This is a genomic window from Mesorhizobium sp. M7A.F.Ca.CA.002.04.1.1 (genome assembly GCF_004022805.1).
In the GTDB taxonomy this organism is placed as follows: domain Bacteria; phylum Pseudomonadota; class Alphaproteobacteria; order Rhizobiales; family Rhizobiaceae; genus Mesorhizobium; species Mesorhizobium ciceri.
Genome location: NZ_RZPL01000051.1, coordinates 1 through 14,866 on the forward strand (window position 1 = coordinate 1; position 14,866 = coordinate 14,866).

The following is a 14,866-nucleotide window of genomic DNA, read 5'->3' on the forward strand; positions in this document are numbered from 1 at the left end:
CCGCGGCCGCCGCCTGGACCATCAGCACCGCAAGCAGAGCCTGGAGGGGAAGCGTCGCCGATGACATTTCAGTCCTCGAAACGCGGCGCAGTCTCGTCGAGCAGCGCGTTGGCGGTGGCGACCGCTGTCCTGGGGTCGGTGCCGTCGGCGAACACGGCGCTCGACAGCGCCACGAATTCAGCGCCGGTGGCGCCCACGGCTTCGACCGAGGCGATGTCGGATCCGGCCATGACGATGCAAGGGATCTGGATCATGTCCGCCCACCATGCGCCGAGCGACAGGTTGCGCGGGTGCGGTTCGGGCTTGTTGTCGTAGCCGAAGCGGCCGAAGAAAATGTAGTCTGGCCGCGTCTCGCCAAGCTCGAGCGCGTCGTCACGCGTCTTGGCGCCTCCGGTGCCGACCATCATCTTTGCCTGGGAATGCTCGATTGTCTCGGCGAGTTCGGCCTTGGAGACTTCGACATGGATGCCGTCGGCCTGGACGCGGCCGGCTATGCGGGTGTCGCCGGCGATGATGACAGCAACGCCGGCGGCTTGCGCTGCCGGCACGATCCGTTCGGCGAAAGCCTGGAACGAGGCTTCATCCATGCCGTTCTCGGGCAGGATCAGCGAAGCGACATCGCCACCATCGAATGCCGTGACAATACGGGCCGCCGGCACGCCGGGCGGCGCGATCAGCACGATGCGACAGCGATTGGGGGGCGTTGCTTCATTCATGGTTCTTCGGGTCCCGCGTTTCGCCTATGCCGGGCGAAGATGGTTGGATTGCGGCATAGAGCAAAGTGCCCGCCTTGAACAGGCGGGCAGTCGGGATCGCGATGTTTGATCCGCCGGGCAGCCGGCGGGCCGCTTCACTTGATCGGGTGCGGGCTCGCGACGGGCGGTTTGCCCTTCCACAGCGTCCAGCCGAGATTCATGCCGGCGGCGGCGATCAGGATGGCGGTGGCGCCGACGACCTGGCTCAGATGCAGCCGATGGCCGAAGGCGACGACGTCGACCAGGATGGCGACGACGGGATAGATGAACGACAGCGATCCCTGCAGATGCGTCGGCAGCTTCTGGATGGCGCCGTACATCAGTATGTACATCAGGCCGGTGTGGACGATGCCGAGCGTCGCCAGCATGGTCCAGCTCCAGGCATCGGCTGGAAGCCGGGATAGATTGGCGAACGGCGCCAGCATGACGACGCCGACGCAGACCTGTATCAGCGCAATCAGATGCGGTGGCGTGCCCTTGAGCTTCTTGGTGACGATGGCGGCGACGGCCCAGAAGAAGGCCGCGCCCAATGCCATGACGATGCCGGTGAAATAATCCGTGCCGGCCATGCCGGCATTGGGGCCGGCATCGGGAGCCGACTGCACGATCAGCACCATGCCGGCGAAGGCGATGGTCAGCCAGGTCAGCTTGGTCAGGCTCAGCCGCTCGGCGAAGAAGAGCGCGCCGAAGCCGACCAGCATGAAGGGCTGCGTGTTGTAGACGGCGGTGGCGATCGAGATCGACGCGCGCGAGAAAGCGCTGAACAGCAAAAGCCAGTTGACGACGATGGCGACGCCGCCGAGCGCGGCGATGCCGATGATGCGCAGCGACAGCCTGTTGCGCAGCAACCCCAGCCCGGCGCAGATGATGAGCAGCGTCAGCGCGCCGAAAGCGCAACGCCAAAACACCACATCCATGATCGGCTGGCCGGACAGGACGACGAACCATCCGATCGTTCCCAGGATGGCCATTGCGGCGGACATTTCGACCGTGCCGCGTACTGTCTCGTTCACAACAAACCTCCTTATCGGTTGAGCCGCCATAATCTCATGCGGTCGCGAAGCTTTCCATCAGATTGGAAAGGGTGTATGGCCTATTGGCCTAATTATATTAGGAGAAAGCTCCAAGCTGTCGGGAAAAGGAAAAAGATGCTGGACGATCTCGACCGAAATCTCCTTGAAATCCTGATCAAGGATGCGCGGACCTCGCTGAAGGAGCTGGCCGCCCAGGTCGGGCTGTCGTCGCCAAGCGTTTCGGAGCGGCTGCGACGACTCGAGGAGCGCGGCGTCATCCGGGCGTTCACCGTCGAGATCGATCCGCTCGCGCTCGGCTATACCTTGCAGGCGATCGTGCGCATCCGGCCTCTGCCGGGCAAGCTGCACATCGTTCAGAAGCTGATCGAGGACATCCCCGAATTCGGCGAATGCGACAAGGTAACGGGCGATGACTGCTTCGTCGCCCGGCTGTTCGTACGCTCGATCGGCGATCTCGACGGGATTCTCGACCGTATCGCCGACAAGGCGGAGACAAGCACCGCCATCATCAAGGCGCAGCCGATCCGGCGGCGGCCGCCACCGCTCGACGCGGCTGCTTCTCGGGATAGGGCAAAGGTCTTGCATGCCTCCTGATCGAGCCGGGTGGAAAGCCGGTGGCCGCTTGGTTAGTGTGCCGACCAAATGAGACCGAGACTGTCATGGCGCAGAACATATACGACCGTGAGGATTTCTTCGCAGGCTACAGCCAACTCGGCCGTTCGGTCGAAGGGCTGGAGGGTGCCGCCGAGTGGCCGGCAATGCGCGCGATGCTGCCCGATGTCGGCGGCTTGAGGGTCGTCGATCTCGGCTGCGGCTTCGGCTGGTTCTGCCGCTGGGCACGCGAGCATGGGGCGGCGCAGGTGCTTGGCCTGGACCTGTCGGAGAAGATGCTTGCCCGAGCAAGGGCCGCCGGCCCGGATGCAGGGATAAGCTATGAGACGGCCGATCTCGATCGGCTCAGCCTGCCGGAAGCCAGCTTCGATCTCGTCTACAGTTCGCTCGCCTTGCACTATGTCGAGGATGTGTCGCGTCTGTTCGGGACCGTGCATCGGGCCCTGGCGCCTGGCGGGCATTTCGTCTTTTCGACGGAACATCCGATCTTCATGGCGCCGACCAAACCCGGCTGGGTGATCGATAGCGAAGGCCGAAAGACGTGGCCTGTCGACCAGTATCTGGTGGAAGGACCGCGCAGCACGGACTGGCTGGCCAAGGGCGTCGTGAAACATCACCGCACGATCGGCACCACGCTCAACGCTCTCCTGCAGGCCGGCTTCACCATCGCGCATGTCGAGGAGTTCCGTCCGACATCAGAGCAGATCGCGGCCAAACCCGAACTGGCGGAAGAGCTCGAGCGGCCGATGTTCCTGCTGGTCTCGGCGCGTCGGTAGGCACAGGCCTGCGTCGGCCCGCATGTGCAGCCGCCACGCTCATATTTGCTGTCGCTCCGCCCGACATTCTGGGCTATTCAAGCGTCGACACGCTTTCCCTCCGGACCAGTCCCCTCCCATGTCAGGCCTGCTTCTCGATCCGTGGTTCTATGCGGCCGCCATTCCGGCGGTCATTCTGGTCGGCCTGTCGAAGGGCGGCTTTGGCGGTGCCGTCGGTTTCGTCGGCGTGCCGCTGATGGCGCTGACCATGCCGCCGGTGCAGGCGGCGGCCATCCTGCTGCCGATCCTGTGCCTGATGGACATCGTCTCGGTGTGGACGTGGTGGGGCGTTTACGACCGCAAGATGCTGGTCGACATGATGCCGGGCGCCGTCATCGGCATCGGCCTTGGCTGGCTTACGGCGGCACTGGTGACCGAAGAGGCGGTGCGGCTGATCGTTGGCGCCGTCGCCATCATCTTCGTCCTGCGCTGGCTCTATCTGCAGTTCCGCCACGGCGCCGATCACGCGGCCGCGCCCAACCGCGTGGCCGCCGCCGTGTGGGGCACGGTCGCCGGCTTCACCAGCTTCGTTGCCCATGTCGGCGGTCCGCCCTTCCAGGTCTATGCCTTGCCGATCCGTCTCGATCCGAAAGTTCTGTCGGGCACCGCAGCGATCTTCTTTGCCGCCACCAACGCGCTGAAGCTGGTGCCCTATTTCGCGCTCGGCCAGTTCGACACCGCCAATCTGACGGCATCGGCGGTGCTGATGCCGCTGGCGCCGCTGTCGACCATCGCCGGAGCGTGGCTGGTGCGCCGCATGCGGCCGGAAACCTTCTATCCCTTTACCTACGCAACCGTCGCGGTCGTGGCGCTGAAGCTGCTGTGGGATGGCATTGTCGGCCTGATGTAGAAAGGCCGCCGCGCAGCCGCCCCGTCATTAGGGGTCAGGCGGCGCTTGGCACCAGACGACGGTTGCCGCCAAAAGCCAGTGTCGCGCCGACCATAACGACCAGCACCATGCCGGCAAGGATGCCGATGTCATGCACGGTCGGTTTGAGCACCATGTCCGCAATGATCACCAGCATCACCGCATAGTCGAAACGTGCCGCGCTCATCATGCGCTGGCCGATGGCAAGAACCTCTGGCGTGACGCCCTCTTTGGCGATCATTGCGCCCATGCGCTCCCCGGTCGGCTTGAAGATGAACATGCCGATCGAAAAGGTCGTGGCGTATCCCGCCAGGCCGATGAGTACCCACAAATCGGAGAAGCCGACCCAGAACCAGCACATGATGAGGCCGAAGATCAGCGTCAGCATCGACATCGGCGCAAAGAACCTGCCGCCCAGCTGACCGCTGGCGCGCATTGCCTGCAGCTTTTCCTCGATGTTGCCCGCGCGCTCGGCAAGCATGCCCAGCAGGAACAGTACGAAGCCGCCGTCGACCCACAGAATGGCGGTAGTGACGTGGAGGAATTTGACGATCGAGTACCAGTCCATGGGTTGCTCCTGCAGTGTCCGGTCAGGTTTGCGGCGGCGCCGATTTGCGCCGGCCGTCAGAGGAGCGGGCGTTTAGCGTGGCGCCTGTTTCGGAACGATGTCGCGAAAAATCCGGCTCTGTTTCAGCTTACGGCCAACGCGCGAGGTCGCAGATTGTGAACGCATTATCTGATTTTCTGCTAATGTACGAATCGTCGGGAGGGGGTTGGCGCGACATCGTCTGGATACGCTGCCGATATTAGTGCGCCAATGCCGGGAGCCCGGTGGCGACAACAATCGCCTGACGATCAACCCATTCCCGCAAGCGGGAAAAGGCAATTCGGGGGACCATTATGCAAGGGATAGCACGGAATTTCTTCACGCTGGCCATCATCTATTCGCTGTGCGGCATGGCGCTCGGCCTGTACATGGCGATCAGCCAGGATCACGGCCAGATGCCGACCCACGCCCACACGATGGTGGCCGGATGGCTGATGTCGGCGGTCTTCGCCTTCTTCTACCATTTGTTTCCGGCAATCGGGCAGAAGACGCTCGCCACAGTTCATTTCTGGCTGACGGCGGTCAGCGGCATCGGCCTGCTGATCGGCCTCTATTTCCTGCTTGCCGGCAATGCCGCGATCGAACCGCTGGTGGCGGCCTCCTCGATGGGCTTCTACGCAGCCATGCTGCTGTTCGCCTTCATCGCCTTGCCGGCGGTCTGGAAGACCGCTTGACCGAGCCTGACGCAGGAGATGCTGTGCTGTTACGGCACAGTATGGCGGCGTTCGGTCAAAAAACATCCGCACCGTTAAGGCTTCATTAAGCTTTACAGGTGTTTACTATGTCCATCCAGTGATCTGGATTCTTACCGAGTGGTTGGAGCCACTTTGTTTGACGCCTCCCTGTTAAACTCCTGAGAGCCGCCTTATCCGCGGCTCTTTTTTTGTCTCGATTTCTCTTTTTTGTCCGCACCCCAGCGGGGCCGCCCGACAGGGGTGCCGTTAACCTTCTGTTAAACATGTGCTTGCCTTCACCGGTGACGAAGCGCATTTTCAAGCTTCAGTCAGATAGGGTTCCGGGTGTATCGGCAGGGAGCCGAATCGGCCGGTTGCAAGTGCAGGGGCGTATCAATGAACGAGCCTTCGAAGGGCAGTGCGAAAACCGTCAAGCTGGCGGAACGCCGGGTTTTCTCGCAATCCTTCAAGCCGCTTTACCAGGAAGGCATGGGTCTGGTCGAACAGGCCGCCGAATATCTCGACGGCAAGGGCCGGGCCGAGGCGAAGAAGCTGTCGCGGCTGGCCGCCACGCTCTACGCGGCCGAATCGATGCGGCTGACCACCAGGCTGATGCAGGTTGCCTCCTGGCTGCTTTTGCAGCGCGCCGCCAATTCCGGCGAGATGACCCGTGACCAGGTGGCATCGGAAAAGTCCAAGGTGCGCCTCGACACCGCTTCCGCCCATGACGAAGCCGCCGGTTGGGCCGAACTGCCCGAGGATTTCCTCGACCTCGTCACCCGCTCGCTGCGCCTGCAAGCGTTGGTGCGCCGCATGGACGACGAGATCTATGGCTCCGGCGCCATGGTCGACATGCAACCGATGGCTCGCCGCCCCAACCCGGTTTCCGACCAGATCAGCCTGCTCAACACGGCTTTCGCTCGGGGTTAGACCGCGGTCCGCCTTCTGTTTCCGGTTTGTTCACATTTCGCTGGCATCGCTGTCCGCCGGAGGTAAACTCGGCAAATGGCGGAAGCGATTCGCATCATCGGTATCGATCCCGGGCTTCGGCGCACCGGCTGGGGCATCGTCGAAAGCCTCGGCAATTCGCTGCGCTTCATTGCTTCCGGCACTGTGAAATCAGACGATAAGGCCGCGCTGGCAACGCGGCTGTGCCAGCTGCATGACAGGCTTGCCGAAGTCCTGCATGCCGCCATGCCGCACGAAGCGGCGGTCGAACAGACCTTCGTCAACAAGGACGCGGTGGCAACGCTGAAGCTCGGTCAGGCACGCGGCATCGCCATGCTGGTGCCGGCGCGTGCCGGCCTCGTCGTTGCCGAATATGCGCCTAACGCAGTCAAGAAAGCGGTGATCGGCGTCGGCCATGGCGACAAGAAGCAGATCCACATGATGGTGAAGGTGCTGTTGCCGAAAGCCATTTTCGATACCGAGCATGCCGCCGACGCGCTCGCCATCGCCATCTGCCACGCGCATCACCGGCAAAGCGTGGCCTACCGGATGGCACTCGCTGGATAGAGATGTTCTTGACTTGTTCACCGGGTTGGAATAATCCTTACTTGTAAGAAAGGGGTGTTTCATGCGTGTGACGAGCAAAGGTCAAGTGACAATCCCACGGGATCTGCGGGAGACATTTGGGATTGGCGCCAACAGCGAAGTCATCTTCGGCATCGAGGGCGGCAAGATCACGATCACGCCGAAGCATGACAAGGGGCGGTTGGCCGACCGCGAAAGACTCGATCGTTTTCTTGCTGCGCTCGATCGGCTTGAGGGCAGCGGCGATCAGACAATGAATGCCGATGCCGTCATGGCTTTGACCCGGGATCGCTAATCTTGGCGACGCTTGTCGACACCAACGTGCTTGTCGATATCGCCGTTCGCGATCCCGTCTGGTCAAAGTGGTCGTGGTCCAAAATGGTGTCTGCCCTCGAGCAAGGCAGCCTGGTCATCAATCAGATTATCTACGCCGAGTTTTCGATGCGCTATGAGGCGATAGACGATGTCGATGATGCCTTGCCTGAAGACGAGTTCCGGCGCGAAAGTCTCCCGTTCGAGGCGGCCTTTGCTGCGTCGAGAGCGTTCTCGGTCTATCGGCGGTTGGGCGGACCTCGAGAGAAGGTGATGCCCGACTTCTTGATTGGGGCTCACGCTGCCATCCGAGGCTATCCCATTCTTACTCGCGATCCCGCAGGTTTCAGAAAGTACTTTCCAGATGTCGAGCTCATCACGCCCGATACTCATCCCTAACGGGGATTGCGTCCAATGATCGGCAAGCTCAAGGGCACGCTGGACGAGGTCGACGAGGATCATTGCCTCGTCGATATCCATGGCGTCGGCTACGTCGCCTATTGTTCAGCGCGCACGCTGGCGGCGCTGCCTTCGCCCGGCGAAGCGGTGGTGCTGTTCATCGAGACCTATGTCCGCGAGGACATGCTGCGGCTCTACGGCTTCCAGTCAGTGCTGGAACGCGAGTGGTTCCGGCTGCTGATGAACAATGTTCCCGGCGTCGGCGCCAAGGTGGCGCTGGCCATCCTGTCGACGCTGGCGCCGGCCGACCTCGCCAATGCGATCGCGCTGCGCGACATCGCCATGGTTTCTCGCGCACCCGGCGTCGGCAAGAAGGTGGCCGAGCGCATCGTCACCGAACTGAAGAACAAGGCGCCGGCCTATGCCGGAACCGCTTCGGGCACCATCGGCCTGAAACAGGAGCTCGGCGACGGCGTGGCATCCGCGCCGATCACCGACGCGGTCTCGGCGCTGGTCAATCTCGGCTATTCGCGCGACACGGCCGCCAATGCGGTGGCGGCGGCGCTGAAGACGGCGGGCGAGGATGCCGATGCGCCGAAGCTGATTCGCTTCGGGCTGAAGGAACTTGCGCGGTGAGCCGCCGCTTGTTCAGCCCCTTGCCGTGTGCAAGGAAGGCGGCATGAGCCTGTCGCCCCGCTTGATTGCCCCGGAAAAACGCGGCGAGGATGCCGAGCAGACCTTGCGGCCGCAGACGCTCGACGATTTCGTCGGCCAGGCGGCGGCGCGGGCCAATCTCAAAGTGTTCATCGAGGCTGCCAAGAGCCGCAGCGAGGCGCTCGACCACGTGCTGTTCGTCGGGCCGCCTGGTCTCGGCAAGACGACGCTGGCGCAGATCATGGCGCGCGAGCTCGGCGTCAATTTCCGCTCGACCTCCGGCCCGGTCATCGCCAAGGCCGGCGATCTTGCCGCGCTGCTGACCAATCTCGAGGAAGGCGACGTGCTGTTCATCGACGAGATCCATCGGCTGAGCCCGGCGGTGGAGGAGATCCTTTATCCGGCGATGGAGGATTTTCAGCTCGACCTGATCATCGGGGAAGGCCCGGCGGCGCGCTCGGTCAAGATCGACCTCGCCCGCTTCACGCTCGTCGCCGCCACCACGCGGCTTGGCCTGCTGACCAATCCGCTGCGCGACCGTTTCGGCATTCCGGTACGGCTCAATTTCTACACGGTCGAGGAGCTGGAGCAGATCGTGCGGCGTGGCGCGCGTATCCTGCAAATGCCGCTCGGCAACGACGGCGCGCTGGAGATCGCGCGGCGCGCGCGGGGCACGCCACGCATCGCCGGCCGGTTGTTGCGCCGTGTGCGCGATTTCGCCTCGGTGGCCGGCGATGGCCATGTCGACCGCAAGATCGCCGACGAAGCGTTGACCCGGCTGGAAGTCGATGCGCTCGGCCTCGACTCGCTCGACCGCCGGTACCTCAGCATGATCGCGCGCAATTTCGGCGGCGGGCCGGTCGGCATCGAGACGATCGCCGCAGGCCTGTCCGAACCGCGCGATGCCATCGAGGACATCATCGAGCCTTATCTGATCCAGCAGGGTTTCATCCAGCGCACGCCGCGCGGCCGCATGCTGACGGCCAATGCCTGGCGGCATCTCGGCCTCGACGCGCCGAAGGATCTGGCGCAACAGCAGATCAACCTGTTCCAGGAAGAATAGCGCTCAGGCCGATCAGGCGCAGGTTCCGGGCCGACAAAGGATCTGTGAGCGGCCTGCGCAAAATATCCTCGGCTTCGCCGGTTTGCCGGCGCATTCGTCGGCTCTGGTGGCGGTGCCATCCCGGGGCAATCTCGCTCCGATGGTTTGCCGGAGCCACGCAATGATCACCAGACGCGGGTTCCTGCGCTTCATCGGCGGGTCGATTCTGTCGGTTGCCGCGCTCAGCGCCTATGCGGCCGGCATAGAGCCGATGCTGCTGACGCATGTGAAACGCTATGCGCTAACGCCGCCGCATTGGCCTGATGGCCTGAAGCTGCGCATCGTCGCGCTTGCCGATATCCATGCCTGCCGGCCATGGATGACGCCGGAGCGGATCGCCTCACTTGTCGAAGACGCGAATGCCCTGCAGCCGGACGTGATCGTCCTGCTCGGCGATTATATCGCCGGCATGCCGTTGGTGACCGGCCCGGTGACGCCGTCGCAATGGGCCTCCGCCCTCTCGGACCTCAAGGCACCGCTCGGCGTGCTCTCGATTCTCGGCAACCATGACTGGTGGGCAGATGGCTTCGCGCAGCGCGCCGGGGCCGGCCCGACCGTAGCGGGCAAGGCCCTGGAGAAAGTCGGCATTCCGGTGCTGGAGAACGATGTCGTGCGCCTGGAAAAGGATGGGCATGGTGTGTGGATTGCCGGGCTCGCCGACCAGCTCGCTCTGCTGCCGACCAGGGACCGCCCCGGCTTTACCGGGCTGGACGATCTCGACGGCACGTTGGCCAAGGTCAGCGACGCATCGCCCATCATCCTGCTTGCGCACGAGCCGGATATTTTTCCGAAGGTGCCGTGGCGCGTCTCGCTGACCCTGTCCGGCCACACCCATGGCGGACAAATTCGGCTGTTCGGCTATTCGCCGGTCGTGCCATCGCGTTTCGGCAACCGCTACGCCTATGGCCACGTCGTCGAGAACGATCGCAATCTGATCGTCTCCGGCGGGCTCGGTTTCAGCATATTGCCGGTGCGTTTCGGGATGCGGCCGGAAATCCTGTCGATCGACCTTGGCTAAATCCAAATCGCCTCAGTGAAGCGATTTGATCGCGTCCATCACATCCGGCTCGGCCTTGTCGCCGTTGAAGGCATCGACGATGCCGAAGGCGCCGCCATAGCTCCACACCGACCATGAGAAGCCATGTGCTTCGGCACGCGCGATCATGTCCCTGACATAGGCGGCCCGATACCCAGCGGGCATCACATAGGAATTGCCGTATTCCTGGCGGATCATGCCGAACTCGCCCAGCGTGATGTTTCCAGGCTTGACGCCGTTGGCCCTCGCCCACGCCTCGACCTTTTCGAACGGCGCATCCATCAAGCCGAGCAGTCTGTCGGGGGTGTCCATGCTGGCGACCTGTTCGTCAAGATAGGCAAGCAGGCCGCTTTGCCGCGTCCATGGCGCCTCGGCCTTGATCCTGGCGCGGATGGTGTCGAGCGTCACGTCGAGCTGTGCCTTGGGCACCGCACTCAGCGGATAGGGCAGGCCAGTCACATAGGGGATGAAGTCTCCGGCCCAGGTTGCGCCCTGATGGGTGAGCAGAAACGGATCGTAGGAATGGAAGGTCCAGATGACGTTGTCGTCCGGAATCGTCTTCGGGTCGATCTTTTCCAACGAACTCGCGGCGGAATAGCAGGCGCCGGTCAGCACCAGGGTCAGTTTCGTAGCCGAGGATCGCGCCGCCGCGAACAGTTTGCGCTGGCGGTCCGGCCACAGGCTCGTGCCGTCGCTGTCGCAGTCCACGATCGGTTCGTTCATGGGCTCGAAGGCGACCTGGGCGGGATCTTCGCTGGCCAGCGTGCGGGCCATCTTGCGGACCATCTCGACATAGGCGTCGAAGGTCCGTGGGTCGCCCATCACTTCAGCCATTCCGATCTTGCGGCTGCCGCCGGCCGGGATCAGGTGCATGTCGACGATCACCTTGAGCCCGGCGCGGTTGATTATGCGCACCGAGTCCAGCACGCTGGCATAGAGATCGTCACGCAAGGCCACGGTCTGGTCGGACAGAAAGGGCGATGGATCGACCGGCATGCGCAGGAAATCGAAGCCGGCATCCTTCAACGCCTTGAGGTCGTCCTCCCCAAGGAATTTCCGCCACTCCGGATAGGGCAGGATGGCCTTGGCGTCGCCCCACTGGTCCTCGCCGGGCCAGGTGACCCACTGGTCGAGATTGAGGCCGCGCTTCATCGAGAATGTCGCGGTCTGGCCAGGCAGCGCCAAAGCCACCAACACGAACAGCGCCGCCATCAAAGTCTTGATCATCGCCGTCAACAGTGCCATCCGATGCTGTGTCACGCGGGAAACAGGTGCCTCGTCGGGGCTGAAAAAGGAAGCGCAATGGGCGATCATGGTGAATCGGCGACGCTGCTGGCCGGGCTTTCCGGTGCGCTGACGGCGTTCGGCCACCGGCTGATGGCGCGGGTCTATTATGCCGACACCGATTTCTCCGGCGTCGTCTATCATGCTCGCTATCTCGAATTCTTCGAACGCGGCCGCTCCGACTATCTCAGGCTGACCGGCGTGCACCACACAGAGCTTGCCGACGGCAAGCATGGCGAAAGAATAGTCTGGGTGGTGCGCCGCATGGAGATCGACTTTCGCGGCCCGGCCCGCATCGACGACATCCTGACCGTCGACACCCGCACCGAGGAGATTTCCGGCGCGCGCATCTTCATGGCGCAACAGCTCAAGCGCGGCGACGAGGTGCTGGTCGAGGCCAAGGTCGAGGCGGCGATCATCGGCGAGAATGGCCGCCCAAGGCGCTTTCCCAAGGAATGGGTGGCGGCATTCATGCCCCGGATGGGATGATATTCAGGTGATGCCGGCCTGCAAACGGTGATTCCCTGCGCTTCCGGTGCTCGGGTGCTTCAAGTACCCTCCGCTCCGGTTCTCGGAAACCGCCGCTTTCGGCTCGGCCTGACCTGAATCTCAACCCATCCTGACTTCGCGCTTGGATGATGGCGTTACAACTGTGCGGGCGTGGCAATGCGCCGCGCCTTATATACTAACCCATCCTTAACCATAACGGTTCATGAAGAGATTGGTGAAGATTGGCGTTATCGAACGCCTTCCTTTCACCAATATTTGCCCTGAAAAGGCCGACAACGGCACAGTTTGGGGTTGTTCCGGTAGCTTCGTGCGAACCGACCACAAGGGATGCCAGGGGCCAGCCGCCAGCTTCGCCCGGAAAATCTTAAGGACGTAACGATGGAAAATATCGCACTCGCCGATCCGGGCGCGCAATTGTCGGTTTGGTCGCTGTTCGTTTCGGCCAGCTGGGTGGTCAAGCTGGTCATGATCGGCCTGCTCTGCGCCTCGGTCTGGACCTGGGCGATCATCGTCGACAAGCTGGTTTCCTATGCCCGCATGCGGCTGGCGCTCAACCGGTTCGAGCAGGTGTTCTGGTCGGGGCAGTCGCTGGAGGAGCTTTACCGCACGCTCGCCGATCGCAAGACCACCGGCATGGGCGCCATTTTCGTGGCGGCCATGCGCGAGTGGAAGAAGAGTTTCGAGAAGGGCGCCAAGTCGCCGCTCGGCCTGCAAACCCGCATCGACAAGGCGATGGACCTGGCGCTGACCCGCGAGATGGAAAAGCTGGAAGGCCGCCTCGGCTTCCTTGCCACCACCGGCTCGGCGGCACCCTTCATCGGCCTGTTCGGCACCGTCATCGGCATCATGACGTCGTTTCAGGCGATCGCCGGCTCCAAGAATACCAGTCTCGCCGTGGTTGCGCCGGGCATCGCCGAAGCGCTGCTGGCGACGGCCATCGGCCTGCTCGCCGCCATTCCCGCCGTCATCGCCTACAACAAGCTGTCGTCCGATGCGAGCAAGATAGCCGTGCGCATGGAAGGGTTCTCCGACGAGTTCTCCGCCATACTCTCGCGCCAAATCGATGAAAAAGTGGCCCCCAAGGCCTGAGGAGTAGCAGATGGGTATGTCCATGGGCATGGCAGGACGCGGCGGGCGCGGCCACAGGCGGCGCGGCCGTCACCATGCACTGATGTCCGAGATCAACGTCACGCCGATGGTCGACGTGATGCTGGTGCTGCTGATCATCTTCATGGTCGCGGCGCCAATGCTGACGGTCGGCGTGCCGATCGACCTGCCGGATACGCAGGCTAAGGCGATGAATGCCGACACGCAGCCGATCACCGTCTCGATCAACGCCGCCGGCCAGATTTACCTGCAGGAAACCGAAATCCCGATCGAGGAACTGGTAGCCAAGCTGCAGGCAATTTCCAAGACCGGCTATGAGGAGCGCATCTTCATCCGCGGCGACAAGTCCACCGACTATGGTACGGCGATGAAGGTGATGGCCCGCATTTCGGCCGCCGGCTACAAGAACATCGGCCTGGTTTCACTGCAGGAACAGGACCAGTAGACGCGCGATGAAGACCGGCCTCACCACATCGGTGATCTTGCATACGGCGGCGCTGACCTTCGGCCTGTTCACGCTGACGGCGCCGGCGGCACTTCCGTCGTCCGACGTCGAGTCGGTCGCGGTCGATATCGTGCCGATGGAAGCCATTGCGCAGACGTTGCAGGGCGACAAAAAGGCCGTGATGCATGAAAAGCCGGCCCCTGTGCCGACGCAGCGCCCGGACATTGTGCCGGATGCGCAGAAGGTCGGTGAGAACAGTGTCGATACCGACAAGCCGATAACGCCGGAAGCCAAGCCCAAGCCCGTCGACATGACCTCGGCTCCGCCGCCCGCACCGACCCCGATCGAAAAGCCGAAGCCTGAGGACGTGCCGAAGCCGCAGGAGAAGCCCAAGCCTACCCCGGCAACGGAAGTGGCGCCGGCGCCGACGCCCAAGGAAGAGGTCAAGCCCGAGCCGGTCAAGCAGGCCGATCCCAAGCCGACACCGGCCAAGCCGGCGCCGACCCCGCCGCCGCAGGACAAGACCGCTGCCATCGATCCGACGCCCGAGGTCAAGCCCGACGCCGTCGCTGAAGCCATAGCGCAGGAGCCGCCCGCCGAGGCGACGCAGCTGCCGGATTCCGCTCCCGCGCCGGAAGCGCGGCCGAAGCCGCAGCCGGCGCAGGCCGAAAGCGCCAAGGCGCCGGAGCGCAAGGACGCCGACAAGCCGGTCAAGGAAGCGTCGTCGAAGCCGAAATCCGATGACAAGCAATTCAACGCCGACGAGATCTCCGCGCTCCTCGACAAGCAGAAACCATCCGGCGGCGGCGCCAAGCGCTCGACCCAGCAGGCGTCGCTCGGCGGCGACAAGGACCAAGGTCAGAAGCTCTCCAGGTCCGAAATGGGTGCCCTGGAAAGCCAGCTCGGCGGCTGCTGGACCCTTCCTGTCGGCCTTGAAGGTTCCGAGAACTTCCTCGTCGTGGTGCGGTTCAACCTGGATGCATCCGGTAAGCTGGACGGGCGCCCGGCGGTCGAAAAGTCGAGCGGAAATCGCCAGTTCGACGAAAGTGCCGTTCGTGCGGTGCAAAAATGCGATGTCACCGGCCTGCAAGTTCCCGCCGGCAAGCAGGACATCTGGGC

General features: G+C 63.2%; 19 protein-coding genes. 15 read left to right on the forward strand and 4 right to left on the reverse strand.

Annotated elements, in window-relative coordinates; genetic code table 11:
* Positions 1-68 precede the first annotated feature (68 nt).
* Both ENZ75_RS04720 and ENZ75_RS04725 read right to left on the reverse strand, forming a co-directional pair.
* Positions 69-716 carry a thiamine phosphate synthase gene (locus ENZ75_RS04720; protein WP_063169203.1) on the reverse strand — a complete coding sequence of 216 codons (648 nt, stop codon included), beginning with the start codon at positions 714-716 and terminating at the stop codon, positions 69-71.
* Between the two features lie 134 nt (positions 717-850).
* Positions 851-1,768 (reverse strand): DMT family transporter, encoded by a 918-nt coding sequence (locus ENZ75_RS04725; protein ID WP_027162529.1) that lies wholly within the window; start codon positions 1,766-1,768, stop codon positions 851-853.
* Positions 1,769-1,903: 135 nt separating this feature from the next.
* Here ENZ75_RS04725 and ENZ75_RS04730 point away from each other — a divergent pair, with 135 nt between their 5' ends.
* The 3 genes from ENZ75_RS04730 (at position 1,904) to ENZ75_RS04740 (ending at position 4,066) form a co-directional block, all read left to right on the forward strand.
* Positions 1,904-2,383, forward strand: a complete 480-nt coding sequence (locus ENZ75_RS04730) for an Lrp/AsnC family transcriptional regulator (RefSeq protein ID WP_063169202.1) — start codon at positions 1,904-1,906, stop codon at positions 2,381-2,383.
* 65 nt (positions 2,384-2,448) lie between these two features.
* Positions 2,449-3,177 (forward strand): class I SAM-dependent methyltransferase, encoded by a 729-nt coding sequence (locus tag ENZ75_RS04735; RefSeq protein WP_024502917.1) that lies wholly within the window; start codon positions 2,449-2,451, stop codon positions 3,175-3,177.
* Between the two features lie 118 nt (positions 3,178-3,295).
* The gene (locus tag ENZ75_RS04740; RefSeq protein WP_013529133.1) at positions 3,296-4,066 is read left to right on the forward strand and encodes a sulfite exporter TauE/SafE family protein; all 771 of its coding nucleotides are present in this window, start codon (positions 3,296-3,298) and stop codon (positions 4,064-4,066) included.
* 34 nt (positions 4,067-4,100) lie between these two features.
* Here the strand turns inward: ENZ75_RS04740 and ENZ75_RS04745 are convergent, their stop codons facing one another.
* Positions 4,101-4,652, reverse strand: coding sequence for a hypothetical protein (locus ENZ75_RS04745; protein WP_063169201.1), 552 nt, complete (start codon positions 4,650-4,652; stop codon positions 4,101-4,103).
* Between the two features lie 332 nt (positions 4,653-4,984).
* On the opposite strand from ENZ75_RS04745, the gene ENZ75_RS04750 reads away from it, so the two are divergent.
* The 8 genes from ENZ75_RS04750 (at position 4,985) to ENZ75_RS04785 (ending at position 10,383) form a co-directional block, all read left to right on the forward strand.
* A complete protein-coding gene (locus ENZ75_RS04750; protein WP_013529135.1) occupies positions 4,985-5,365 on the forward strand; it encodes a hypothetical protein in 381 nt (126 codons plus the stop codon).
* Between the two features lie 396 nt (positions 5,366-5,761).
* Positions 5,762-6,295, forward strand: a complete 534-nt coding sequence (locus ENZ75_RS04755; protein WP_013529136.1) for a DUF1465 family protein — start codon at positions 5,762-5,764, stop codon at positions 6,293-6,295.
* Between the two features lie 75 nt (positions 6,296-6,370).
* On the forward strand, positions 6,371-6,880 hold the full coding sequence (ruvC, locus tag ENZ75_RS04760) for a crossover junction endodeoxyribonuclease RuvC (RefSeq protein WP_063169200.1): 510 nt from the start codon (positions 6,371-6,373) through the stop codon (positions 6,878-6,880).
* A 61-nt stretch (positions 6,881-6,941) separates the two neighbouring features.
* Positions 6,942-7,193 (forward strand): AbrB/MazE/SpoVT family DNA-binding domain-containing protein, encoded by a 252-nt coding sequence (locus ENZ75_RS04765; RefSeq protein ID WP_013529138.1) that lies wholly within the window; start codon positions 6,942-6,944, stop codon positions 7,191-7,193.
* A 2-nt stretch (positions 7,194-7,195) separates the two neighbouring features.
* On the forward strand, positions 7,196-7,609 hold the full coding sequence (locus ENZ75_RS04770) for a type II toxin-antitoxin system VapC family toxin (RefSeq protein ID WP_013529139.1): 414 nt from the start codon (positions 7,196-7,198) through the stop codon (positions 7,607-7,609).
* Positions 7,610-7,624: 15 nt separating this feature from the next.
* Positions 7,625-8,245 carry a Holliday junction branch migration protein RuvA gene (gene ruvA / locus ENZ75_RS04775; protein ID WP_013529140.1) on the forward strand — a complete coding sequence of 207 codons (621 nt, stop codon included), beginning with the start codon at positions 7,625-7,627 and terminating at the stop codon, positions 8,243-8,245.
* Positions 8,246-8,288: 43 nt separating this feature from the next.
* Positions 8,289-9,326: a Holliday junction branch migration DNA helicase RuvB gene (gene ruvB / locus ENZ75_RS04780; RefSeq protein WP_063170357.1), complete on the forward strand. Its 1,038-nt coding sequence runs from the start codon at positions 8,289-8,291 to the stop codon at positions 9,324-9,326.
* 160 nt (positions 9,327-9,486) lie between these two features.
* Positions 9,487-10,383, forward strand: coding sequence for a metallophosphoesterase (locus ENZ75_RS04785; RefSeq protein ID WP_063169199.1), 897 nt, complete (start codon positions 9,487-9,489; stop codon positions 10,381-10,383).
* A gap of 12 nt (positions 10,384-10,395) precedes the next feature.
* Here ENZ75_RS04785 and ENZ75_RS04790 read toward each other — a convergent pair whose 3' ends face one another.
* Entirely contained in the window at positions 10,396-11,646 is a 1,251-nt protein-coding gene (locus ENZ75_RS04790) for a cellulase family glycosylhydrolase (protein WP_063170356.1), read from the reverse strand.
* Positions 11,647-11,703: 57 nt separating this feature from the next.
* On the opposite strand from ENZ75_RS04790, the gene ybgC reads away from it, so the two are divergent.
* From ybgC to ENZ75_RS04810, 4 genes are all read left to right on the forward strand, one after another.
* A complete protein-coding gene (gene ybgC, locus ENZ75_RS04795) occupies positions 11,704-12,174 on the forward strand; it encodes a tol-pal system-associated acyl-CoA thioesterase (protein WP_013529144.1) in 471 nt (156 codons plus the stop codon).
* 399 nt (positions 12,175-12,573) lie between these two features.
* Positions 12,574-13,284 (forward strand): protein TolQ, encoded by a 711-nt coding sequence (tolQ, locus tag ENZ75_RS04800; protein ID WP_013529145.1) that lies wholly within the window; start codon positions 12,574-12,576, stop codon positions 13,282-13,284.
* Positions 13,285-13,294: 10 nt separating this feature from the next.
* The gene (tolR, locus tag ENZ75_RS04805; RefSeq protein WP_013529146.1) at positions 13,295-13,747 is read left to right on the forward strand and encodes a protein TolR; all 453 of its coding nucleotides are present in this window, start codon (positions 13,295-13,297) and stop codon (positions 13,745-13,747) included.
* Between the two features lie 7 nt (positions 13,748-13,754).
* Positions 13,755-14,866: TonB family protein (locus tag ENZ75_RS04810; RefSeq protein ID WP_128277928.1), on the forward strand; the 1,112-nt coding region annotated here is incomplete at its 3' end.